This is a genomic window from Haladaptatus salinisoli (assembly GCF_020614375.1).
GTDB classification, from domain to species: Archaea; Halobacteriota; Halobacteria; order Halobacteriales; family Haladaptataceae; genus Haladaptatus; species Haladaptatus salinisoli.
This window is the reverse complement of the sequence record NZ_CP085327.1, coordinates 1,542,990-1,563,723: the sequence shown is the minus strand read 5'-3', so window position 1 is coordinate 1,563,723 and position 20,734 is coordinate 1,542,990. Positions and strand designations below refer to the sequence as shown.

Genomic DNA, 20,734 nt, shown 5'->3' with positions numbered 1-20,734 from the left:
TACGAAAGCAACCTATTAAACATTGTCGGGTATGTTGCCATGTCGAGAGGTCACTGTCCGCTCGCGTTCCGACGCCTCGACCCGCGGACGATGTCGTTCACGAGCGACACCGCCTCGTCCGCCTGTTCGCTCGTCACGGTGCCCGCGTAGCGCGCCCGTTCGTACAGCGAACCCACTCGTCGTGCCCGTTCGTCGACACCCACGTGCGAGAGCGCGTCGATGTACTCGCGCGGCGTCTCCCCCGGTCGTCGTTCGCGGTGTTTCCGGGAGAGGTGGTACTCCAGTCTGCCGAACGCGCGCTCCACGTCCGTCTCCGGGTCGTCGCGCGGTTGCCAGCGCACCCACGCCGCGCGATAGGCGCTCCTGAGGGCGCCGGTTCGTCGCGCCGCGAGCAGCAGTCCGGCGGTGAGCAACCCGCCGTACACCAGTTGCTCGGTCGACGGCATCTGAATGGGAATCCCGCCACCGGCGGCGGTCGTGACCGCCGACGTGTTCGTCGTCCCGGCGCTCGTCTCGGGAGCGATGCCGCCGTTTCCGCGCTGACCGCGGTCGGGCCGGGGGCCGTCTCGCACCTCGCTCGTCGTCTCGCTCTCGTCCGTCGTCGATTCCGTCGTGGTGGTCGTGGTCGTCGTCTCCGGCGTCCACGTTCCGTTCTCGCTTCCGCCGGCGTCGACGTTGCTCACGTTGTTCGCGCGGGCCTCCTCGACCACCGACTGTTCGGCGTCCGACCGCGGACCGGACGGCGTCGGGTCGAATTGAACCCAACCGACGTCCGGGAAGTACACCTCGACCCACGCGTGCGCGTCGAGACCCCGGACGACCCACTTGTCATCGCCCACCCGCTGTCCCGGCGTGTAGCCGGTGACGAACCGCGCCGGGATGTCCTGCGTCCGCAGCATGGCGGCCATCGACGTGGCGAAGTAGACGCAGTAGCCCTTCTCCATCTCGAAGACGAACGAGTCCGCCACGTTCCCGCTCGGCTTCTGTACGTCGAGCGAGTATCGCTTGTTCTCCTCGAGCCACCGCTCGATGGCGACGGTTTTCTCGTACGGGTTGTCCGCGTCGGCGGTTATCTGGTCCGTTCGTCGCTCCAGCCTATCCGGGGTGTTCGAGGGAAGTCGCGTGTACCGGCGCTCGACGGTCGAGGGGTAGTCCGTTCCGGCGTCTCGCAACTGCGACGGGTTTTTCGCGGGGACGCGACTGACGACGCTGTACGTCTGCCCTTTCGTCAGCGCGCTCTTCGGCGCGAAGCTTCCGGCGCTCCCGATTCGAACGTTCTCTTTCTGGTTTCCGACGACCCGTATCGGCTTCCACGCGGCGGGCATGGCGTCGACCCGGTTCACCTTGACGGTGAACGTCTGGCGCACTTCGTACGAACCGCCCGGAGGCGGCGACTGCCGTTCGTAGGGTCGACTGCCGTCGGTGCGCATCCAGTTCATCCCGGTGTAGCGGTCGTAGGCGGCCACCCGCCAGTACGCCCAGCGGTTCGCCGTCACCGTGTACTGTACCTTCGGCGAGAGTTCGATGCTCCCCTGCACCGCGACGTGTCGCTCGTTGCTGATGAGGCCGCCGCCCCCGCCCGAGCCGCCGCCCCCGCCGCTCGGCAGAATCGGACTCACGCTTCCGCCCGGGACGACGCTCACGGTCGTCGAGAGGAGCACCACCGCGACCAACGCCACCGCCAGCACGTCCACCTGCGCGACGCTCCCGCCGTACCGAGCCATCGTTCCGAACGCGATGATGCCGAGAATACCGAGCATCCCCGTGAGCGTCACGAACGACCCGGCGTCGCTGGTGAGGACGAAGAAGCCGAGCGCCGCCCCGCCGCTGGCGGCGGCGAGCACGTACCGTCGCCGGAAGACGAGGTACCACGGGACGAAGGCGGTCGCCGGCGCGACGCCCAGCGCCCACGTTCCGACCGCGCGCATCTGGAGAATCGACAGCCCGGTCAACAGCGCCACGTTGTCCGCGATGATGCGGCCGGTCTGGGAGAGGTTCGCCTGCGGAACCGTCGAGTAGTAGCTCAACAACCCGCCGCCGAGCAGCACCCCGCCGAGCACGAACGCCGTCCACGCCGGAAGCTTGCGCGCCAGTATCGTCGCCCCGACGAGCGCGACGGCGACGAACAGGAGCAGGTCGTCGGTGCCGCCCACCACGTTCGTGATGTAGTAGAAAATCCGCATGTACGACGCGATGAGCGCCGCGGTCGCACCGACGGCGAACCAGTGGTAGGGGACGGCGACGCCGCCGAGGCGGAACGCATCGTCGCGCGCCGTACTCATCGTCGCTCACCCCCGGACGACGGGCGTCGCGGGCCCTCCGACGTTCGCGCACCGCCGTCGGCGCGCACCGCCCGCGCGGCCGAACCGGCCCTTCCGCCGGAGGCGAACTCCTCGAACGCGACCGTGCGCCCGGCGAACCGAATCTCGGCGTCCTCGCGCCCGGTCGCCGCGCCGACGACGACGTCCGCCCGCTCTCGGTCGCGCTCGTGAACGCGACCGCTCTCCATGCGCGCGAGCAGGGTGAGAACGTGCGTCCGTTGCGCCTCGGCGAAGTCGGGGGCGACGCGGCCTTCCGGGGTCGTCATCCCGACGGCGACGCCGGCGTCGAGCAGCGCCGCCGCGATGCTCGCCGCCGCGTCCGCGACGACGTCGACTCGGCCCGCGTCGGCCTCGGCGCTGATTTCGATCCGCTGTCGCTCCTCTTCCGTTTCGAACTCCCGAACGAGGAGGCCGTCGTCCGGTCGTTTCGCGCTCGATTTCCAGTGGACGTCCCGAAGCGGGTCGCCGCGCTGATACTCGCGGAGTTGGTCGAACTCGCGTCGCGCCGCGACGCCGAGGCTCTCCTCGAACGCGGTCACCGTTTTCACGTCGTCCACCTGCTTGATTCGCGGAAACACGAGTATCGACTTCCGAACTTGGTGGGTGAACGTTCGTCGAAACAGGCCGAACACGTCCTCCCCGACGACGCGAACGGGGCCGATGGCCTGTTCGCCGCGTTCCGCGAGGCGAACGTCGAACGCCAGCGTCGTCTCGCCGATGCTGGCGTCGACCGGTTCGCCCGAGTGTTCGAGTCCGTCCGCGAGCCGTAGCGAGACGCTTCCGCCGAAGGGGTCGGGTGCCGAGAAGTCGAGTTCGACGGTCGCCTCGTCGCCGCGAAAGCCGACGCTCGGCGCCGTCACGTCGAGGTCGGGGTGCTCGGTTCGTTTCAACTGGACGTACCCGACGACGAGCGCGACGAGGAGCGGACCGACGACGGCGTTCAGCGACCGCGCGCCGAACGAGAACGCCAGCACGAATCCGGCGACCGCTACGACCACGAACGCCTGTCCGCGTCGCGTCAGCATCTCACTCCACCGGAACGCTGTCGAGGGCGTTCTGAACGACGGCGTCGCCCTCGTCGCCGCCCATCGCGCCGGTGTCGCTGCGGATGCGGTGGGGGAGCACCGTCACCGCTTCCGATTTCACGTCGTCGGGGACGACGTACTCCCGCCCTTCGAGGACGGCCCGCGCCTGCGCCGCCCGGAGCAGGGCGATGGACCCGCGCGGACTCACGCCGAGTCGACTGCGGTCTCGGGTGTAGTTCGCCAGCCGAGTGACGTAATCGCGAACCGGCGGCCGGACGGTCACGTTCGCGATGGTCGTACGCGCCCGTCGGATGTCGCTCGCGCTCGCGACCGGGTCGAGTCGTCGGATGGGGTGTTCGCCGACGAGGCGCCGGAGCACCTCGGACTCGTCCTCCGGACTCGGATAGCCGAGCGAGAGCTTCTTCATGAATCGGTCTATCTCGGCGACCGGCAGTTCGTAGGCCCGGTCCTGTTCGACCGCGTTCTGCGTGGCGATGACCGTGAACGGGTTCGGCACGTCGTGGGTCATCCCGTCGATGGTGACCTGCTCTTCTTCCATCGCTTCCAACAGAGCCGACTGCGTCTTCGGCGGCGCGCGGTTGATCTCGTCCGCGAGGACGACGTTTCCGAAGATGGGTCCGGGTTGGAACTCGAACTCGTTCGCCTTCTGATTGTAGACGTTGACGCCGGTCACGTCCGACGGGAGGAGGTCGGGCGTGAACTGCACGCGCTTGAACGAACAGTCGATGGAGCGCGCCAGCGACCGGGCCAACATCGTCTTTCCGACGCCCGGAACGTCTTCCAGCAGGAGGTGGCCGCGAGCGAGAATCGTCGTGAGGATGTGTTCGGCCACGTCGTGCTGACCGACGATGACGTGTTCGATGTTCTCGATGATTCGCTGGGCCAAATCCGCTGCGTCCTCGATGGAGAGTGGGTCTGCGAACTCGTCTGTCGGTCGTTCCACGGAAGTCGGCTCGGGTTCTTTGTTAGCTTCCTTCATGCTCTGGGTGCGGCGGTTAAATCGAGACGGGTGGTTCTGGTCCTGGAAACGCCAGCATCGGCGTCTCCCTCGTTACCTGTACTGTGGGGACGTACCTTTGTAACTTTTGTCGCTACTCAAAGAGGAGTACATGTTTCGATTGAATACTTTGTGGATTACCGACGCTACCCGGGCGGCGCGAAGACGGACGCGGACCGTTGGTCGGCGCACGACGAACGCGGGTCGAACGGTACGACTCCCGGTTCGCTACCACTCCTTACAGTCGGAACAGACCATCCCGTCGTCGTCCGACCATCGCCGTTCGACCGACTCGCCGCAGCGCTCGCACGCCGCCCCGTCGGGCGTCCACCCGTACGTCGCGCCGGCCGGTTCGACCGCCGCTTCGTCGTCCGGCGCGGCGGATTTCGCGTCCTTCTCGGCCTCCGCGACGGACTCGGAGGTCGCCGAGACCTCCCCGTCCGCGCCGACCGATTCGGACGGTTCTCCGCCGTCCTCGCCCGCGCCGACGGACTCGGACGCATCGCCGTCCTCCTCGTCGGGGTCCGTCGTCGCGAACTCCGACAGCGACGTATCCTTCGACACGCCCTCGCCTACGAAGCCTCCCGTCGTAAGCGTGACGGAGCAAACAAGTACCCCCGGTACGCACTGTCGACCATGGCAGGACTCATCGCGAACGTCACCGAAATGATTCGTCTGTTTATCGACATCGCGGCGGTGCACCCCCTCTCCGCGCTCCTCCTGCTCGTTGGGGCGCTCCTCATCGGCTTCTCGTCCGCCTTCTTCGGTTTCCTCGCCCTCGGCGGCCTCGTGTCGCCGCTCATCCCCGATTCGCCCGGTCGAGCGCCGCCGCGGTGAGGCTCACGGCCTCGTGGCGGTCGGGACCGAGCGGCGACCCGGCGACGAAACTGTCCGCGTAGTCGAGGACGGCGGCGATTCGGTCGGCCACCGTCCCCGGCGTCCCGGCGATGCAGAAGGCGTCCACCATCTCCGGGGTCACCCGCTCGAAGGCGGCCGAGAAGTCGCCCGCTTCGATTCTCTCGCCGATCTCTCCGGCCCGTTCGCGGTCGATTCCGTGTCTGTCGAGCACCTGCTCCGCCGCGCCCGCGGCGACGAACGCGACCGGCGGGCGGGCGGCCTCGCGCGCCTCGTCCCCGTCCTCGGCGACGCTCACGCAGGCGTAGGCCGCGAAGTCGAACTCGCCGCGGTCGTCGGGTCGCTCGTCCAGGCCCTCCGCGAGTCGCTCAGCGGCCCACGCGAAGTCGCGCGGGTGCGCGGCGTTGACCAGCGCCCCGTCGGCGTGCTTCGCGCTCATCCGGAGCATGTGCGGCCCCTGCGCGCCGACGTACACCGGAATCTCGCCCGCCGAGTAGTTCAGTCCCGCGTCCCGCGCGGCGAAGGTTCCGTCGTGGTTCACGCGCTCGCCGGCCCAGAGGCGTTTGGACACCTTCATCGCCTCCAGCACGCGTCGCAGGGGGCGGTCGCGGTCGATGCCGAGGTTCCGTAGGGTCGAGCGGTCGCCCGCGCCCAACCCGCAGACCGCCCGCCCGCCGCTGGCCTCGTCGATGGTGGCGATTCGGGAGGCGAGGGCGACGGGGTGGGTCTCGTAGGGGTTGATGACGCCCGGCCCGAGGCGGATGTCGTCGGTCGCCGCCGCGACGCGGGAGAGGACGACGAAGGGGTCGCGGTTGTTGTAGTGGCTGCTGGCGAACAGCGCGTCGAACCCCTCGCGCTCCGCGCGTTCCCCGAGGGCGACCAGTTCGGAGACGGGGTCTTCGGGCGTCAGCTCAATCCCGCGCAAACTCCCACCCCCGGAGGGCCTGCCGGACGAAGTCGCCCTCGACCGCCCGGAAGAGTTTGTCGCTCCCCTCGTGGTTGCCGAACTCCCAGCCCCGGACGACGACGACCGGGAGCCCGTCGTCCCCCTCGCCGGTCACGAGGTTGGCCGCGGAGGCGAGTTCGTCCACGACCGACTCGACCGTCACCTCGAGTTCGTGGCCGTCCCTGTCGCGCTCGCCCCGCCAGTCCCTGCTCGCGGGCATCCCGGCCCAACCGAGGGCGACGCCGCGCTGACCGTGCCGGAACGGCCGCCCGCAGGTGTCGGTGACGACGACCGGCACGTCGACGGAGAGGCGCTCCCGAATCCGCGCGGCGCTCTCGCTCGGTCGCTTCGGGAGCAACAGCAGGTCGGCGTCTCCGGTGTTCGACCGGTCGATACCCGCGTTGACGCCGACGTGGCCGAACCGCGTCGCCGTGAGCAGGAAGGGCGCTTCCACGATTATCTCCGTGCTCTCTTCGAGCACGGCCTGCGCGAATCGCGGATCCTTCTCCTCGCCCGATATCTCGGAGAGGCGGGCCGCGAGTTCCTCCGCGCGCGGACTCGCCGGAAACGCCGAGAGGTCGAACGCGCGTCCTTCGGCCTTCGAGACGATGGTGCTCGCTACCAGCAGTACGTCGCCGGGTTCGAGGTCGACGCGCTCCTCGACCAGCGCCGCGATGTCGTCGCCGGATTCGACCTCCGGAATCCCCGGTACCGCGAAGACGTTCATGTCCAGTCGTTGGTGCGCCCGGATAAAAACCCGCCCGAAACCCGCGAATTCGGTCAACTTTCGTGCGTCTGCACGCTCATCCCGCCGTCTTCGACGGTCGCGACCAGCATCGTCGCCTCCCGGGCGGGTGCCGCGCCGGTGGCGCTCCCCGGATTGAGCAGGCGCACGCCGTCGACCGTCTCGTCCATCACCTCGTGCGTGTGCCCTGCGACGCCGACGACGGACGCGCCCCCCGATCCGTCCGCCGTCTCTCGAACCGTCTCCGCGACCCGGTCTCGATACCCCCGTTTCGGCCCCGTGCCGTGCGTCACGACGAACGCGACGCCCTCCCTTTCGAGCGTCGCCACCTCGGGTAACCGCAGCGAGCGCGGGTCGGTGTTTCCGGCGACCGCGGTGAGGTTGCCGTCCGTCAGTTCGCGCACCGACGCCAGCGCGTCCGCCGAATCGAAGTCGCCGGCGTGAATCGTGTGGTCCGCGTCCTGAATCCTGGTCCGAACCCAGTCCGGGATGCGATTCGCGCGCGAGGGGATGTGGGTGTCGCTGATGACGGCGACCCGGAGCATGGTCGTCGCTTCGGCGCGCCGGTAGAAAAGCGTTCGAGGTCGTTTCGCCCAGAACGCTTTTTTCCTCGCTTTCGAAGACTCCCGTATGGTTCGTCGCTCCCATCGCCGCGATTTCCTTCGCGCCGCCGGCGTCGGTTTACTGGCGATGGGGGGCGGTTGTAGCGCCCTTCGGAGCACCACCCTGTGGACGCTGGAACTGAACGGACTGCTCTCGCGCATCCCCGCCCGGTACGAGAACGGCCTCGTCGTCGGGAGCACGCGCGTCTCCGACAGCGAACTCGGAACCGTCACGTTCGACGGCGAGTACGACCGGGTGACGAAACTCCCCAGAACCACCACCTCTCCGGTGCTCCGCGGAAACGAGGCGTACGTCGAGGCCGACGGCGTCGTCTGCGAGGCGTCGCTGAACGCCGACGGTTTCGAACGCTACGACACCGAGTACCTCTCGTTCGGGTGGTTCCCGCCGGCGATAGACGGGTCTCGCATGTTCATCGCGGGGTTCAGCGGCCGGGTGCAACGCTTCGGCCTGTTCGCGCTCGACCTGGACGACCGGCGGGTCGCGTGGCGACGCCCCTTCAACGAGTGGCCGACGGCGGTCGCGACGGACGGCGATAGCGTGTTCGTCAGCAGCGCCGCCGGCCACGTGCGAGCGTACGCCGCGGACGACGGCGAACACCGATGGACGCACGCAACGAGCGAGAACGCCCGTCTCGTCTGCGACCGCGGAACCGTCTTCGTCGCGTCGAACGACGGCGTGACGGCGCTCTCGCGCGACGGGAGCGAACGCTGGTACAGGCGCGTCGTCGGGAACGCCCCGGCGGTTCCGGCGGCGACGAAATCGACGGTGTACGCGGCGCTGTCGGTCGGTTCGAACGGAACCCGGACGACGATGGCGGCGAACCCCTACCTGTTCGCGTACGATCGCAGGTCGGGACGAAAGCGGTGGCGGAAGGCGCTTCCCGCGAGCATCTCCGCTCCCCCCTCGGCCGTCGACGGGACGGTGGTCGTCGGAACCATCGACGCCGAAGGGGACGGGGACCTGCTCTCCGTCTACGACGAGGGCGGTACTCGGCGACGCCGATACGAGGTGGAGAGCGGAATCAGGATGCGGCCGACGCTTCGCGGAGGGACGGTCGTCGTCGGCGGTTTCGACGGCGTCGTCTCGGCGTACGGACTGTAGGTCGCCCGTTCCGTCCCACAGGTTCAACTCCCGAGCGGCCGACGACTCCACCATGGACGAAACCCACGTCGTCACCTGCTTCCTGCGAAACCGGGGCGAGGTGCTCCTCCTCCGGCGAAGCGACGAGGTCGGATCGTACTCGGGTCGGTGGGGCGGCGTCGCCGGGCACGCGGAGGACGACCCGGACGCTCTCGCGCGCGAGGAAATCGAGGAGGAGACAGGCCTGCTCGACGCGTGCGAGTTCGTTCGCTCGGGCGACCCGTTCGAGGTGGTCGACGAATCGCTCGACGCGCGGTGGGTCGTCCACCCCTACCTGTTCGACTGCGCGAGTCGGGACGCGACGACGGACTGGGAGACGACCGAGGCGGAGTGGGTTCCGCCGACCGAAATCCTGCGGCGGGAGACGGTTCCCGACCTCTGGACGTCCTACGAGCGCGTCGCTCCCTCCGTCGAATCGGTCGCCGAAGACGCCGAACACGGCTCGGCGTACGTCTCCGTTCGCGCCCTCGAAGTGCTCCGGGATAGGGCCGGGGCGCTCGCCGTCCGCGGCGACGGAGGCGATACCGACCGGGACGAACTGGCCGGTCTCGCGCGCGACCTGCTCGCCGCCCGCCCGAGCATGGCCGCGCCGGCGAACCGGGTGAACCGCGCGCTGGCCGAAGCGTACTCCTCGAAAGCGACCTTCGCGGAGGCGGTCGAGCGGGCGGCCGCCGACGGCATCGAGCGCGCCCACCGCGCGGACGAGGAGGCGACCGCGGCGGCGCGCGAACTCGTCGCGGACGCGACGGTGCTCACGCTCTCGCGGTCGGGGACGGTGCTCGGCGCGCTCCCCGCCGCGGAGCGCGTCTTCGTCGCGGAATCGCGGCCGGCGCGCGAGGGCGTCTTCGTCGCGGAGTCGCTCGCGCCCGAGACGGACGCGACGCTCCACACCGACGCCGCGGTGGCTCACGTGCTGGCGACCGAGGAGGTGGACTACGTGGTCGTCGGCGCGGACTCGGTGCTCCCGAACGGCGACGCGGTGAACAAGACCGGGACGCGGGCGGCGGCGCTGGCGGCGAACCGCGAGGGCGTGCCGGTGTTCGTCGTCGCCGCGACCGACAAGGTGCGAACCGACGACGACCCGGCGCTGGAATCGGGCGACCCGGAGGCGGTGTACGACGGGGACGCGGACGTGACGGCGCTGAATCCGACGTTCGACGCGACGCCCGGCGAACTGGTGTCCGGGTACCTCACGGAGCGCGGCGCGCTCGGACGCGAGGGAGTTCGCGACGTCGCCGAGGAACTGCGCGAACTGGCCGAGTGGGCCGAGTGACAAGAGTGAAATCGCTCCGGCGGCTACCGCCGACCGGTGGTGATGACGAGATGTTACCCCCACTGAGCCCCTTGTGATGATGGGTTTCACACCGAACCACCGCTACTCTGCGAGGTGATCAGCGATCCTACGGAGTACGTTCTATCCTTCCCCCGACCCGCCCCGTTCCGAAGATTCAATCCCTCGCCGCGAGTACGCCCCTCCATGCGAGTCTCCCACCTCGGAATCCACGAATCGGTCGGAGCCGTCTTCCCGCCCGAACGTCTCCGCGACGCGCTCTCGTCCGTCGACCCGCGAGTGGTCGTCGTGGGCGACGACGCGGACGAACTGGCCGAGTGCGACGCCATCGTCACGTTCGCCTACCGCGACGAATTCCTCGACGCCGGAGTTCGGTGGATACACTCGATTCAGGCGGGCTACGACCGATTTCCGCTGGACGAGTTCGAGTCGGAGGGCGTCGTCCTGACGAACAGCACGGGCATCCACGACACCAGCGTCGGCGAGACGGCGCTGGGGATGATGCTGTCGCTCGCCCGTCGACTGCACGTCTACGCCCGGCAACAGACGGAGCGCGAGTGGAACCGCCCCGAGTGGGACGAGGCGTTCACGCTTCGGGACGAACCGCTGTGCGTCGTCGGCCTCGGAACGCTGGGGCAGGGTATCGCCGAGCGGGCGGACGCCGTCGGAATGCGCGTCGCGGGCGTCCGGCGCTCGGCGGAGCCGGTTCCGCACGTCGACGAGGTGTTCGCCGCCGCCGACCTGCGCGAGGCCATCGCGGACGCTCGGTTCGTCGCGCTGGCGACGCCGCTGACCGACGAGACGCGGGGACTGATGGGCGAAGCGGAGTTCGCCGCCATGCGCGAGGACGCCTACTTCGTCAACGTGGCTCGCGGGAAGTGCGCCGACGAGAGCGCCCTCGTCGCGGCCCTGCGGGAGGGCGACATCGCGGGTGCGGCCCTCGACGTCTTCGAGGAGGAACCGCTCCCCGACGATTCGCCCCTCTGGGAGATGGACGAGGTGCTCGTGACGCCTCACGCCGCCGCCGCGGAGATAGACTACTACCGGCACATCGCGGGGCTGGTGCGGGAGAACGTCCAGCACGTCGACGCGGACGGGGAACTGGTCAATCGAGTCGTGTAGAAGGAGTGCGATCGGAACTCGGTCCGCGAGCGCGCAGCGGACGAGCTACTCCCGATTTCGGAATCGGCGCAGCGCGGTGAGTCCGAGCACGGAGAGTCCGGCGACGCCGAAACCGAACCCCGGTTGCTCCGTCGTCGACGTCGATTCGTTCTTCGGAGCCGAAATCGCGCCGCCGGTTCCGTTGCCGCCCGCCGTGAGCGGCGGCGGATTCTCCTGCTCGCCGGCGCGGTTCGGGAAGGTGTAGAGGCCTCCTTTTCCGTCGCCGTGACGACCCATGCTGCTGGCGACGAAGAAGTCGTCCGAGACGCGCTGGGCGGTCCAGAACGCGGTCTTCTTCGGATTTCGCCACCACGCCAGTTCCCGCGGGTTCGCCGGGTCGCCGATGTCGAACAGCTTCACGCCGCCCTGATACCACGAGGTGTAGAGGCGGTCGCCCGCGATGTCGAAGTTGTGCGAGGTCGTCCACTGGCCGGACGCCCCGGCCCCGCCGGTGCAGTCGTGACACTTTCCGTGGGCCGAGGCGACGCCGACGGGGAGGAGGTTCGGAAACTGGAGGTCGTAGGTCGGGTCCTTCGTCGCGGGGGCCGGAATCTCCGACAGTTTCCTCGGCCGCCGGAGGTTCGACACGTCCCAGAGTTCCATTCCGCCGGGCCCGTTGCCGCCCTTCCCGTCCGTGTCCCACGCCTCCTTGTTGCGGACCAGCAGCGACCCGTCGTCGTTCGTCCTGACGTAGTGGTCGTTCCCCGGCAGACCGATGACGGCGTCGCGTTCCTTCTCCGACGGAATCGAGGCGAGTTCGTCCAGCGGTCGTCCGCCGAAGTGCGCGAGGTGGGACGGGTTCTTCGGGTCGGACACGTCCACGACCCACGTTCCGGCGTCCCACTGCGCGAGGTACGCCCGCCCGTCTCGCACCCACACGTCGTGGAGCGACCGAACCCACGAGTCCACCTTCGACCAGTTCGAGTTCACGTCGAGCATCGACCACCGCCCGACCTCCGTCGGACTGTCGTTCGACGTGTCCACCATCACGAGGGGGTTTCCGTCCCCGTCGTTGCCGGTGAGGTAGGCCGTTCCGTCGGTGAACATCGCGTTGTGGATGGGGAACTTCGTCTCGTGGAACGCAACCCGCTCGGGGTTCGCCGGGTCGCTCACGTCGAACAGCGCGAACCCGTGGAGCGCGTCGTCGCCGACCGGGTTCGCCGGCCCGGCGACGAGGAGACGGTCGCCGTCGACCTTCACGTCCCATATCTGCGAGAGCGGGCCGCCGGTCTTTCCGCCGAGCAAGCCGCGTCGCTCCGCCAACACGGTCGGATTCGCCGGGTCAGCGATGTCGACCGTCGCGAAGCCGTCCGTGGCGGCCACGAAGGCGATCTTCCCGTCGCTTCCGACGACCGCTTCTTTCGCGTTTCTAACGGCGACGTTGCCGAGCGGGCGATACGGTTCGCGGGCGACGCTTACACCGGACAACAGGGTCGCACTGCCACCCCCCACGGCGGCGGCACGGAGGAACTCTCGCCGTCGCATATCTCGATAGTGGGGCGCGAGAAGAATAAAAGCGCGGGTGCCGGAACTAACGCACCTTCGACCGGTCGCCGGTGCCGTCGGTCAGCGCGCTCGCTATCGCGCCCTTCAGCACCACCTCGTCGCCGAGCGTCGTCAACTGCACGTCCGGAACGTTGTTGAACACGAGGTCGTCGAGTCGCTCCCGAATCGGGTCCACGACCAGTTCCTCGTTGTTGAGCGCCACCGCGCCGCCGAGGTACACGACGATGGGCGCGTACGCCTGCGCGACGTTCGTCACGCCCACCGCGTTCCAGTGGGCGATCCGTTCGACGACGCGCTCCGCGAAGGCGTCGGTTCGCGCGTGGTCGAACACGTCCTTCGCCGAGAACTCCGGGTCGGAGAGCGAGAGGCTGGTCTCGACCGACTCCCCGTCCTCGGCGAGCATCCGCGCGTACTCGGGGATGTTGTTCCCGGAACAGTACGCTTCCCAGTGGCCGTCGCGCCCGCAACCGCAGGTGCGCCTGCCCCGCGAATCGACGACCATGTGACCCATCTCGCCCGCGTTACCGTCCCAGCCGGAGAGGACCTCCCCGTCGACGGTGACGCCCGCGCCGATACCGCTCGAAATCGTGATGTAGACCATGTCGTCGGGGTTGCGCTCGCTGTGGAACCGCTGCCCGATGACGCCCGCGTTGGTGTCGTTGTGGAGGTACACCCGGTCGCTGGCGATGAGCTTTCCGACCGGCCCCGTCAGCGGGATTCGGTCGATGGTGTCCGGCAGGTTCGCCGGGTTCTCGACCGCCCCTTCGGCGAGGTCGAGGGGACCGATGCTGCCGATACCCGCCGCCCGTAGGTCGGTCGGTCGGATGTCCGCGTCAGCGCACGCCTCCCGCAAACTGTCGAGTACCGCCTCGGTGACTGCGATGCCGGCCGGACCCTGTGGCGTGCCGCAGTCGATCGCGCTGACGACGTTGCCCTCCTCGTCGGCGACCGCCGCTCGGATGTTGGTCGCCCCCAAGTCTACGCCCGCGTAGTAGGCCATTATTCAGGTGGACAGAGGTTATCGGGTGCACTTAACTACAAGCATTTACTCGCCGCCGAGTTCTATTCGTCCCGCCGTCGCGGGAAAACACCGGGCGTCGTGACGGCGGCGCGGATTCTCTCAGTCATCCCGCACGAACGTCACCGGACAGGGTGCCGAGAGGATGACCTCCTGCGCGGTGCTGCCGAACACCGCCTTCCCGGTGGGCGAGCGCTTCCGGCCGCCAACGAAGACGCTGTCGGCGTTCACGTTCTCCGCCAGTTCCACGATGGTCTCGCCGTGTTCGCCCACCGCGCCGCGAATCGCGTACCCCACGTCCGCCGCGTCCAGCGAGTTGGCGAGCGAACGAATCGTCGCGTGTCGGGCCGCCACCTCGTCCGGCCGCGGATTTCCGGACGGTTCGTAGTCGAGTTGCTCGACCACGTCGTCGAACTCCTCGTCGGTGAAGACGTGCGCGAGCACTACCGTCGCTCCCGTCGGCCCGGCCACGTCCGCGACCGCGTCCGCGAGTTTGTCCGTACGGTCTGCGTCGCCCGGTCCCACGGCGAGCAGAATCGTCTCGATTGCCATGGTCTCACCTCTCCACGCAGAATATTAAAGTTGGGGGCGTTAACTCGGAATTGAAAAAACGCGGACATCAAGATAGTTTATCCGTCGCCGCCAAGGGGGTGTATGATCGCGCCAGACCTCGACGGACGAGTCGCACTGGTCACCGGCAGTTCGAAGGGTATCGGTCGAGAACTGCTCCTCTCGCTCGCCGACTGCGGGGCCGACGTGGCGGTTCACTATCGGTCGAGCGACGAGAGGGCGCGGGCGGTCGCCGAGAGCGCCCGGGAACGGGGCGCGGACGCCACGCTCGCGCAGGGCGACGTGACCGACCCCGACGGCGTGGACGACCTCTTTTCGACCGTCGAAGCCGACCTCGGGTCGGTGGACGTGCTGGTGAACAACGTCGGTCCGTTCGCACCCGACCACTGGGAGGATATCTCGTTCGAACGGTGGAACGCGGTGCTCCACGGGAACATCAACGGAACGTACCTCTGCTCGAAGCGAGCGCTCCCCGGAATGCGCGAACGGGAGTTCGGGCGCATAGTCAACGTCGGCTACGCGAGTTCGGAGAAGGGGTTGGTCAACCCCGAGAACGCCCCCTACTTCATCGCCAAGGCGGGCGTCCTGATGTTCACGCGGATGCTCGCCGCCGACACGCAGGACGACGGCATCACCGTCAACGCGGTCTCGCCTTACGTGGTCGAGAACTCCGACGCGTTCCCCGACGACCTACCGCGCGGGCGGCCCGCCCGATTCGAGGACGTGACACAGGCGGTGCGCTTCTTCCTCGACGAGGACAGCGACTACCTGAGCGGCGTGAACGTCGAAGTCGACGGGGGGTGGCTCCCGGAGACGGTCTGATTCTCGACCCCGCCCGACGCTCGCCCTCGTTCAGTTCCCCTCCAACGCGTCGATGGCGATCGCGCCGACGACGAGCGCCGTGTTCGACACCGTCCCCGGACTGTCGATGCGAATGTGGTAGCGGTCGCGGATGGAGAACTGCCCCGCGATTTCGCCTATCGGTTCGCCGTCCGGCGTCGTTATGGAGTACTTGTGCGGGATGAACGAGAGGACGTCGACGAGCGACCGGAGCGCTTCCAGCACCGCGCTCCGGGACGCGACCTCCGCGAGCACGGTTCCGTCGGGGCGCTTGATAGTCCAGCGGTGGTGGAAGAAGGTGAAATTCTTGCTCAGCACCAGAATCGGTTCGTCCGACCCCTCTTCCGTAAGGACGTAGTCGCCGGAGACGTCGAGTATGTTCCTCGCCTTCACCCGGAAGACGACGTTCCCGTCCGGGTCGAAGAACGGGAACTCCTCTTTCATCTTCATCATCTTCTGCTTCGACTTCAGGACGAGACTCCCGTTCGCGTCGTACACCTTGTACTTGTTCCGGAAGTAGCTCTGTTCGACCGTGTACTCGTTTCCGTCGAGGACGATGCCGCCGATACCGCCGATGCCGCGCTCCCCGGTAGCGTCTTCCATCGTGGTTGGTTTGCCGCGGGTTGCTATTTAAAATTGAGGGCGGTTCGGTCGCTCGAAGCGTCACTCGCTCCCGTCGGCGGGCAGGTCGCCGGCGTCCACCTCGGCGCGGCGTCGAATCGCGCGCTCGATGAACTCGGGCGGGAGGGACTCTATCTCGCCCGCCTGCACCCGCCAGAGGTTCGCGTAGAGACCGTCGAGCGCCAGGAGTTCGTCGTGGGTTCCGCGTTCGACCGCTCGCCCCTCGTCCAGCACGACGATCTCGTCCGCGTCCTTGACGGTCGAGAGGCGGTGGGCGATGGCGAACGTCGTCTTCTCGCGGACGAGGTGGGCGAGGCTCCGCTGGATGAGAGCCTCGGTCTCCGTGTCGACGTGGCTCGTCGCCTCGTCCAAAACGAGGATGTCGGGGTCTTTCAGTATCGTCCGCGCGATCGAGAGCCGCTGGCGCTGGCCGCCCGAGAGCTTCACCCCGCGCTCGCCGACCTTCGTCTCGTAGCCCTCGGGCAGGTTCGTGATGAACTCGTGAGCTTCCGCGGCCTTCGCGGCCTCGACGAGTTCCTCGTCGGTGGCGTCGAACGTCCCGTACGCGATGTTCTCTTTCACCGTCCCGTAGAAGAGGAACGGTTCCTGACTGACGTAGCCGATGGCGCGCCGAAGGCTCCGGAGGTTCACGTCGCGGAGGTCGGTGCCGTCGATGCGGATGGCGCCCTCGTCCACGTCGTACATCCGGAGGAGGAGTTTGAGGACGGTGGATTTGCCCGCGCCGGTCGGGCCGACCAGCGCGAGGGTGTCACCGCGACCGACCCGCAGGTCGACGTGCGAGACGACGGTCTCGTCCGCGTAGCCGAAGCTCACGCCGTCGTACTCGACGACGCCGTCCGTGACCGTCAGATCCGGCGCGTCGGCGCTCCCGTCCAGCGTTCCGCGCTCGCTCATCAGCGTGTAGACGCGGTCGCTCGACGCCTCGGCGCGCTGGTACATGTTGATGATCTGACCGAACTGCGCCATCGGCCAGATGAACTGCTGACTGAGCACGATGAAGGTGACGAACACGCCCGGGTCGAGCGTGCCGGAGAGCGGACCCGGCGCCCCCGAGAGTAACCAGAATCCGCCGATGGCGAAGGTGATCGCGTACCCGACGCCGGTCAGCAGGCTAAGGCCGGGAAAGAAGGTGATGCGGGTCGTGATGGCGTCCCAGTTCGCGTCGTAGTAGTCGCGGGACGCCTCCTCGATACGCCCGGATTCGTACGGTTCCGCGGTCTCGGACTTGATGACTCGGATGCCGCCGAGGTTGTTCTCCAGTCGAGCGTTGAGCGCGCCGACGCTGGCTCGCATCTTGGCGTACTTCGGCTGGATGGTTCTGACGAAGACGTACGTGAACAGCGCGAGCAGCGGCACCGGCACGAGCGCCACGACCGCGAGCGACGGGTTCAGCGTGAACAGAACCCCGCCGATGCCGACGATGAGCACGGCGATGCGGAGCGCCGAACTCAGCCCGTCGCTGAGGAACGTCTCCAACTGGTTCACGTCGTTGTTGAGGATGGACATCAGCTCGCCGGTCTGCTTGTCGTCGAAGAACGTCATGTCGAGCAGCTGCATCCGGTCGTAGGTGTCCACGCGGAGCCGGTGTTGAACCCCCTGCGCGAACGCGTTCCACCCCCAACCGTCCAGCCACGAGAACGCCGCGCCGACGAGGAACGACGCGAGGACGACGACAATGGAGAGCCAGAGCTGTCCGTCTGGCGTCGTCGGCGTCCAGGCCGCCGGGAGCAGCGGGAGACGAAACGGTCGCCTGTGGAGGAATATCGCGTCGATGGCGATACCGAGAACGAGCGGCGGCACCAGTCCCGACAACCGCGAGAACACCGTGCCGCCGATCCCCGCGACGAACTGCGGCCAGTGTCCGCGACCGTACTCGGAAAAGAGCCGCCACATCGTGCGCCGTTCCGCGTCCGAACCCTCCTGTTCTGCGGTATTCGTAGACACTTACTTCACGTAAGGCCCCGACGAATATGTCCCTTTCAGTCGGCCGTTTCGGTTCTCCGTCCGCACTCCACTTTCACTCCGCTTTCGTCGGCAACCGACAGGCATACCCCCGTTCGGTGGCTGGCTGTGAATAGATGAGCAAGGACTACATCGAAGTGCGGGGGGCCGAGGAACACAACCTCAAGGACCTCGACGTTCGGATTCCGCGCGAGCAGTTCAACGTGGTGACCGGACTGTCGGGGTCGGGCAAGTCCTCGCTCGCCTTCGAGACGGTGTACGCCGAGGGGCAGCGACGCTACATCGAGAGCCTCTCCGCCTACGCCCGGAACTTCCTCGGGCAGATGGACAAACCGCAGGTGGAGAACGTCGAAGGGCTGTCGCCAGCCATCTCCATCGACCAGAAGAACGCGGCGAACAACCCGCGTTCGACGGTCGGGACGGTGACCGAGCTTCACGACTACCTGCGCCTACTCTACGCCCGAGTCGGCACGCCGCACTGTCCGCAGTGCGGGCAGGAGGTCGGCGAGCAGAGCGCCCAGAACATGGTTCGCCGGGTGCTCGACCTCCCCGAGGGGACGAAGGCGAAGATAGCCGCGCCGGTCGTCCGCGACCAGAAGGGCGCGTTCGCCGACCTGTTCGACGACCTCGTCTCGGACGGCTACTCCCGCGTCGAAGTCGACGGCGAGGAGTTCGACCTCACCCTCGATCGCCCCGAACTCGACAAGAACTACGACCACACGATCGACGTCGTCGTGGACAGGGTGAAGGTGAGCGAGGACGCTCGCTCGCGCATCACCGACAGCGTCGAGACGGCGCTGGAGGAAGCCGAGGGCATCATGAAACTCATCGTCCCCGACCCGCCGGCGGACGCGAACCTCGGTTCGGAAGCGCGCTCGACGGGCGACCTCGGCGGGGAGGGCGACGAACGCCTCGTCGTGGAGTTCTCCGAAGACCTCGCCTGCACGCACTGCGGCATCGACTTCCGCGAGATAGAGACGCGGAGCTTCTCGTTCAACAGCCCGCACGGCGCGTGTCCGGAGTGCGAAGGCATCGGCGAGACGAAGGAGGTGGACGAAGGTCTCGTCGTCCAAGACCCCTCGAAGCCGCTGAAGCACGTCTTCGAGCCGTGGAGCTACCAGCGAACGTACTACCGGCGACAGCTCGATTCGGTCGCGCGACACTTCGACGTCGACCTGAACGCGCCGTTCGAGGAACTCGACCCGGCCGTTCGGGAGGCGTTCCTCCACGGCACCGACGAGGACGTGCTGTTCAAGTGGAACACCAAGAACGGCATCCGGCGGAAAGAGCAGCCGTTCGAGGGCGTCATCCCGAACCTCGAACGCCGGTACGTCGAAACCGACAGCGACCGCGCGCGCGGCCACATCGAGGATTACATGGCCGTGACCGAGTGTCCGGCGTGCGACGGTACCCGACTGCGACCCCAGAGTCGGTCGGTGTACGTCGACGGCACCTCCATCTCGGAGGTCAACCGGATGTCCATCGGCGACGCGCTGGAGCACTTCGAAAACCTCGAAGCGAACCTCACCGAGCGCGAGAATCGCATCGCCGAGGAGATTCTGAAGGAGATTCGCGCCCGGCTCGGCTTCATGGAGGAGGTCGGCCTGCAGTATCTCACGCTCGACCGCGAAGCCTCGACGCTCTCCGGCGGCGAGAGCCAGCGGATTCGGCTGGCGACGCAGATCGGGTCGGGGCTGGTCGGCGTGCTTTACGTGCTCGACGAACCCTCCATCGGCCTCCACCAGCGCGACAACGACCGCCTGCTGAACACGCTCTGCGAACTGCGCGACCTGGGCAACACCCTCCTCGTCGTCGAACACGACGAGGAGACGATGCGCCGGGCGGACAACGTCATCGACATGGGTCCGGGCCCCGGCAAGCGCGGCGGCGAGGTCGTCGTGCAGGGCGACGTGGAGGAGGTGATGGCACACGAGGGAAGCATCACGGGCGATTACCTCGCCGGGCGCGAGGAGATCCCCGTGCCGGACGCTCGTCGGGAGAGCGACGCCCATCTCACGGTTCGCGGTGCGCGCCAGCACAATCTGAAGAACCTCGACGTGGACATCCCGGTCGGGAAGTTCACCGCCATCACGGGCGTCTCCGGGTCGGGCAAGTCCACGCTGATGCACGACATCCTCTACAAGGGACTCGCCCGCGAGATGAACAATAACACCTCGGTCGACCCCGGCGACCACGACGCCATCGAGGGGATTGACGAAATCGAGAAGGTGCGACTCATCGACCAGTCGCCCATCGGTCGAACCCCGCGGTCGAACCCCGCGACCTACACGGGCGTCTTCGACTACGTCCGCGAACTGTTCGCCGAGACGAAACTCGCCAAACGACGCGGCTACGAGAAGGGTCGCTTCTCGTTCAACGTGAAGGGCGGACGCTGCGAGGAGTGCGGCGGGCAGGGAACCGTCAAAATCGAGATGAACTTCCTCTCGGACGTGTACGTCCCCTGCGAGGAGTGCGAGGGCGCGCGGTACAACGACGAGACGCTCGACGTGACCTATCGAGAGAAGACCATCTCGGACGTGCTCGACATGTCCGTCGAGGAAGCGCACGACTTCTTCGAGCACGACACGCGCATCCGCCGTCGGCTGAAGCTCCTGAAGGACGTGGGACTCGACTACATGAAACTCGGCCAGCCGTCGACGACCCTCTCCGGCGGCGAGGCCCAGCGCATCAAACTCGCCGAGGAACTCGGCAAGAAGGACACCGGCGACACGCTCTACCTGCTCGACGAACCGACGACCGGCCTGCACCACGAGGACGAGCGCAAACTCATCTCGGTGCTCCAGCGACTGGCGGACAAGGGGAACTCCGTCGTCGTCATCGAACACGAACTCGACCTCGTGAAGAACGCCGACCACGTCATCGACCTCGGGCCGGAGGGCGGCGAGAAGGGCGGCGAAATCGTCGCCGCCGGAACGCCCGAGGAAATCGCCCGAGTCGAGGAGTCGTACACCGGGCGCTACCTCCGCGACAAACTCCCCGCCGTCGAACTCGACGGACCGCGCGCCGACAGACCCGCGCCCGCCGCGATGGACGACTGACCGAGGTTCCA

General features: G+C 67.7%; 18 protein-coding genes. 6 read left to right on the top strand and 12 right to left on the bottom strand.

What is annotated here, in order from left to right; genetic code table 11:
- Positions 1 to 50 precede the first annotated feature (50 nt).
- The 4 genes from LIX00_RS08585 to LIX00_RS08570 form a co-directional block, all read right to left on the bottom strand.
- Complete coding sequence (locus LIX00_RS08585) at positions 51 to 2,282, bottom strand: transglutaminase TgpA family protein (protein WP_227352783.1); 2,232 nt, start codon at positions 2,280 to 2,282, stop codon at positions 51 to 53.
- Positions 2,279 to 3,346 (bottom strand): DUF58 domain-containing protein, encoded by a 1,068-nt coding sequence (locus LIX00_RS08580; protein ID WP_227352782.1) that lies wholly within the window; start codon positions 3,344 to 3,346, stop codon positions 2,279 to 2,281. The genes LIX00_RS08585 and LIX00_RS08580 overlap by 4 nt, the downstream gene beginning before the upstream one ends.
- 1 nt (position 3,347) lies before the next feature.
- Complete coding sequence (locus tag LIX00_RS08575; RefSeq protein WP_227352781.1) at positions 3,348 to 4,346, bottom strand: AAA family ATPase; 999 nt, start codon at positions 4,344 to 4,346, stop codon at positions 3,348 to 3,350.
- A gap of 246 nt (positions 4,347 to 4,592) precedes the next feature.
- Positions 4,593 to 4,928, bottom strand: coding sequence for a DUF7573 domain-containing protein (locus LIX00_RS08570; protein ID WP_227352780.1), 336 nt, complete (start codon positions 4,926 to 4,928; stop codon positions 4,593 to 4,595).
- A 72-nt stretch (positions 4,929 to 5,000) separates the two neighbouring features.
- On the opposite strand from LIX00_RS08570, the gene LIX00_RS08565 reads away from it, so the two are divergent.
- Entirely contained in the window at positions 5,001 to 5,201 is a 201-nt protein-coding gene (locus tag LIX00_RS08565; protein WP_227352779.1) for a DUF8024 family protein, read from the top strand.
- On the opposite strand, the gene LIX00_RS08560 is transcribed toward LIX00_RS08565, so the two are convergent.
- Genes LIX00_RS08560 through LIX00_RS08550 form a run of 3 tightly spaced genes read right to left on the bottom strand, consistent with a single transcriptional unit; the run spans position 5,164 to position 7,455 of the window.
- Positions 5,164 to 6,144 carry a 5,10-methylenetetrahydromethanopterin reductase gene (locus LIX00_RS08560; protein ID WP_227352778.1) on the bottom strand — a complete coding sequence of 327 codons (981 nt, stop codon included), beginning with the start codon at positions 6,142 to 6,144 and terminating at the stop codon, positions 5,164 to 5,166. The genes LIX00_RS08565 and LIX00_RS08560 overlap by 38 nt on opposite strands.
- On the bottom strand, positions 6,131 to 6,892 hold the full coding sequence (locus LIX00_RS08555) for a coenzyme F420-0:L-glutamate ligase (RefSeq protein WP_227352777.1): 762 nt from the start codon (positions 6,890 to 6,892) through the stop codon (positions 6,131 to 6,133). The genes LIX00_RS08560 and LIX00_RS08555 overlap by 14 nt, the downstream gene beginning before the upstream one ends.
- Before the next feature lie 53 nt (positions 6,893 to 6,945).
- Positions 6,946 to 7,455, bottom strand: a complete 510-nt coding sequence (locus tag LIX00_RS08550) for a metallophosphoesterase family protein (RefSeq protein WP_227352776.1) — start codon at positions 7,453 to 7,455, stop codon at positions 6,946 to 6,948.
- An 85-nt stretch (positions 7,456 to 7,540) separates the two neighbouring features.
- Here LIX00_RS08550 and LIX00_RS08545 point away from each other — a divergent pair, with 85 nt between their 5' ends.
- The 3 genes from LIX00_RS08545 (at position 7,541) to ddh (ending at position 11,087) form a co-directional block, all read left to right on the top strand.
- Positions 7,541 to 8,635 (top strand): outer membrane protein assembly factor BamB family protein, encoded by a 1,095-nt coding sequence (locus tag LIX00_RS08545; protein WP_227352775.1) that lies wholly within the window; start codon positions 7,541 to 7,543, stop codon positions 8,633 to 8,635.
- A gap of 52 nt (positions 8,636 to 8,687) precedes the next feature.
- On the top strand, positions 8,688 to 9,947 hold the full coding sequence (locus LIX00_RS08540) for an eIF2B alpha/beta/delta subunit family protein (protein ID WP_227352774.1): 1,260 nt from the start codon (positions 8,688 to 8,690) through the stop codon (positions 9,945 to 9,947).
- Between the two features lie 204 nt (positions 9,948 to 10,151).
- Complete coding sequence (ddh, locus tag LIX00_RS08535) at positions 10,152 to 11,087, top strand: D-2-hydroxyacid dehydrogenase (RefSeq protein WP_227352773.1); 936 nt, start codon at positions 10,152 to 10,154, stop codon at positions 11,085 to 11,087.
- A gap of 45 nt (positions 11,088 to 11,132) precedes the next feature.
- Here the strand turns inward: ddh and LIX00_RS08530 are convergent, their stop codons facing one another.
- The 3 genes from LIX00_RS08530 to LIX00_RS08520 all read right to left on the bottom strand — a co-directional run bounded on the left by LIX00_RS08530 (position 11,133) and on the right by LIX00_RS08520 (position 14,202).
- Positions 11,133 to 12,611 (bottom strand): LVIVD repeat-containing protein, encoded by a 1,479-nt coding sequence (locus tag LIX00_RS08530; protein WP_227352772.1) that lies wholly within the window; start codon positions 12,609 to 12,611, stop codon positions 11,133 to 11,135.
- Positions 12,612 to 12,657: 46 nt separating this feature from the next.
- On the bottom strand, positions 12,658 to 13,632 hold the full coding sequence (locus LIX00_RS08525) for an ROK family protein (RefSeq protein ID WP_227352771.1): 975 nt from the start codon (positions 13,630 to 13,632) through the stop codon (positions 12,658 to 12,660).
- Positions 13,633 to 13,752: 120 nt separating this feature from the next.
- On the bottom strand, positions 13,753 to 14,202 hold the full coding sequence (locus tag LIX00_RS08520; RefSeq protein ID WP_227352770.1) for a universal stress protein: 450 nt from the start codon (positions 14,200 to 14,202) through the stop codon (positions 13,753 to 13,755).
- A 102-nt stretch (positions 14,203 to 14,304) separates the two neighbouring features.
- On the opposite strand from LIX00_RS08520, the gene LIX00_RS08515 reads away from it, so the two are divergent.
- Positions 14,305 to 15,042 carry an SDR family NAD(P)-dependent oxidoreductase gene (locus LIX00_RS08515; protein ID WP_227352769.1) on the top strand — a complete coding sequence of 246 codons (738 nt, stop codon included), beginning with the start codon at positions 14,305 to 14,307 and terminating at the stop codon, positions 15,040 to 15,042.
- Between the two features lie 30 nt (positions 15,043 to 15,072).
- On the opposite strand, the gene LIX00_RS08510 is transcribed toward LIX00_RS08515, so the two are convergent.
- Both LIX00_RS08510 and LIX00_RS08505 read right to left on the bottom strand, forming a co-directional pair.
- On the bottom strand, positions 15,073 to 15,663 hold the full coding sequence (locus LIX00_RS08510; RefSeq protein ID WP_227352768.1) for an LURP-one-related/scramblase family protein: 591 nt from the start codon (positions 15,661 to 15,663) through the stop codon (positions 15,073 to 15,075).
- A 60-nt stretch (positions 15,664 to 15,723) separates the two neighbouring features.
- Positions 15,724 to 17,595 (bottom strand): ABC transporter ATP-binding protein, encoded by a 1,872-nt coding sequence (locus LIX00_RS08505; protein ID WP_227355681.1) that lies wholly within the window; start codon positions 17,593 to 17,595, stop codon positions 15,724 to 15,726.
- A 185-nt stretch (positions 17,596 to 17,780) separates the two neighbouring features.
- On the opposite strand from LIX00_RS08505, the gene uvrA reads away from it, so the two are divergent.
- Positions 17,781 to 20,723, top strand: coding sequence for an excinuclease ABC subunit UvrA (gene uvrA, locus LIX00_RS08500; RefSeq protein ID WP_227352767.1), 2,943 nt, complete (start codon positions 17,781 to 17,783; stop codon positions 20,721 to 20,723).
- Positions 20,724 to 20,734: the final 11 nt, after the last annotated feature.

Excerpts from the sequence above, each read along its gene's own strand:
- LIX00_RS08515 (WP_227352769.1), top strand. The coding sequence starts at position 14,305 with ATGATCGCGCCAGACCTCGACGGACGAGTCGCACTGGTCACCGGCAGT.
- LIX00_RS08510 (WP_227352768.1), bottom strand. The coding sequence starts at position 15,663 with ATGGAAGACGCTACCGGGGAGCGCGGCATCGGCGGTATCGGCGGCATC.
- LIX00_RS08585 (WP_227352783.1), bottom strand. The coding sequence starts at position 2,282 with ATGAGTACGGCGCGCGACGATGCGTTCCGCCTCGGCGGCGTCGCCGTC.
- LIX00_RS08520 (WP_227352770.1), bottom strand. The coding sequence starts at position 14,202 with ATGGCAATCGAGACGATTCTGCTCGCCGTGGGACCGGGCGACGCAGAC.
- LIX00_RS08545 (WP_227352775.1), top strand. The coding sequence starts at position 7,541 with ATGGTTCGTCGCTCCCATCGCCGCGATTTCCTTCGCGCCGCCGGCGTC.
- LIX00_RS08525 (WP_227352771.1), bottom strand. The coding sequence starts at position 13,632 with ATGGCCTACTACGCGGGCGTAGACTTGGGGGCGACCAACATCCGAGCG.
- ddh (WP_227352773.1), top strand. The coding sequence starts at position 10,152 with ATGCGAGTCTCCCACCTCGGAATCCACGAATCGGTCGGAGCCGTCTTC.
- LIX00_RS08565 (WP_227352779.1), top strand. The coding sequence starts at position 5,001 with ATGGCAGGACTCATCGCGAACGTCACCGAAATGATTCGTCTGTTTATC.
- LIX00_RS08575 (WP_227352781.1), bottom strand. The coding sequence starts at position 4,346 with ATGAAGGAAGCTAACAAAGAACCCGAGCCGACTTCCGTGGAACGACCG.
- LIX00_RS08580 (WP_227352782.1), bottom strand. The coding sequence starts at position 3,346 with ATGCTGACGCGACGCGGACAGGCGTTCGTGGTCGTAGCGGTCGCCGGA.
- LIX00_RS08505 (WP_227355681.1), bottom strand. The coding sequence starts at position 17,595 with ATGTGGCGGCTCTTTTCCGAGTACGGTCGCGGACACTGGCCGCAGTTC.
- LIX00_RS08550 (WP_227352776.1), bottom strand. The coding sequence starts at position 7,455 with ATGCTCCGGGTCGCCGTCATCAGCGACACCCACATCCCCTCGCGCGCG.
- LIX00_RS08530 (WP_227352772.1), bottom strand. The coding sequence starts at position 12,611 with ATGCGACGGCGAGAGTTCCTCCGTGCCGCCGCCGTGGGGGGTGGCAGT.
- LIX00_RS08555 (WP_227352777.1), bottom strand. The coding sequence starts at position 6,892 with ATGAACGTCTTCGCGGTACCGGGGATTCCGGAGGTCGAATCCGGCGAC.
- LIX00_RS08540 (WP_227352774.1), top strand. The coding sequence starts at position 8,688 with ATGGACGAAACCCACGTCGTCACCTGCTTCCTGCGAAACCGGGGCGAG.
- uvrA (WP_227352767.1), top strand. The coding sequence starts at position 17,781 with ATGAGCAAGGACTACATCGAAGTGCGGGGGGCCGAGGAACACAACCTC.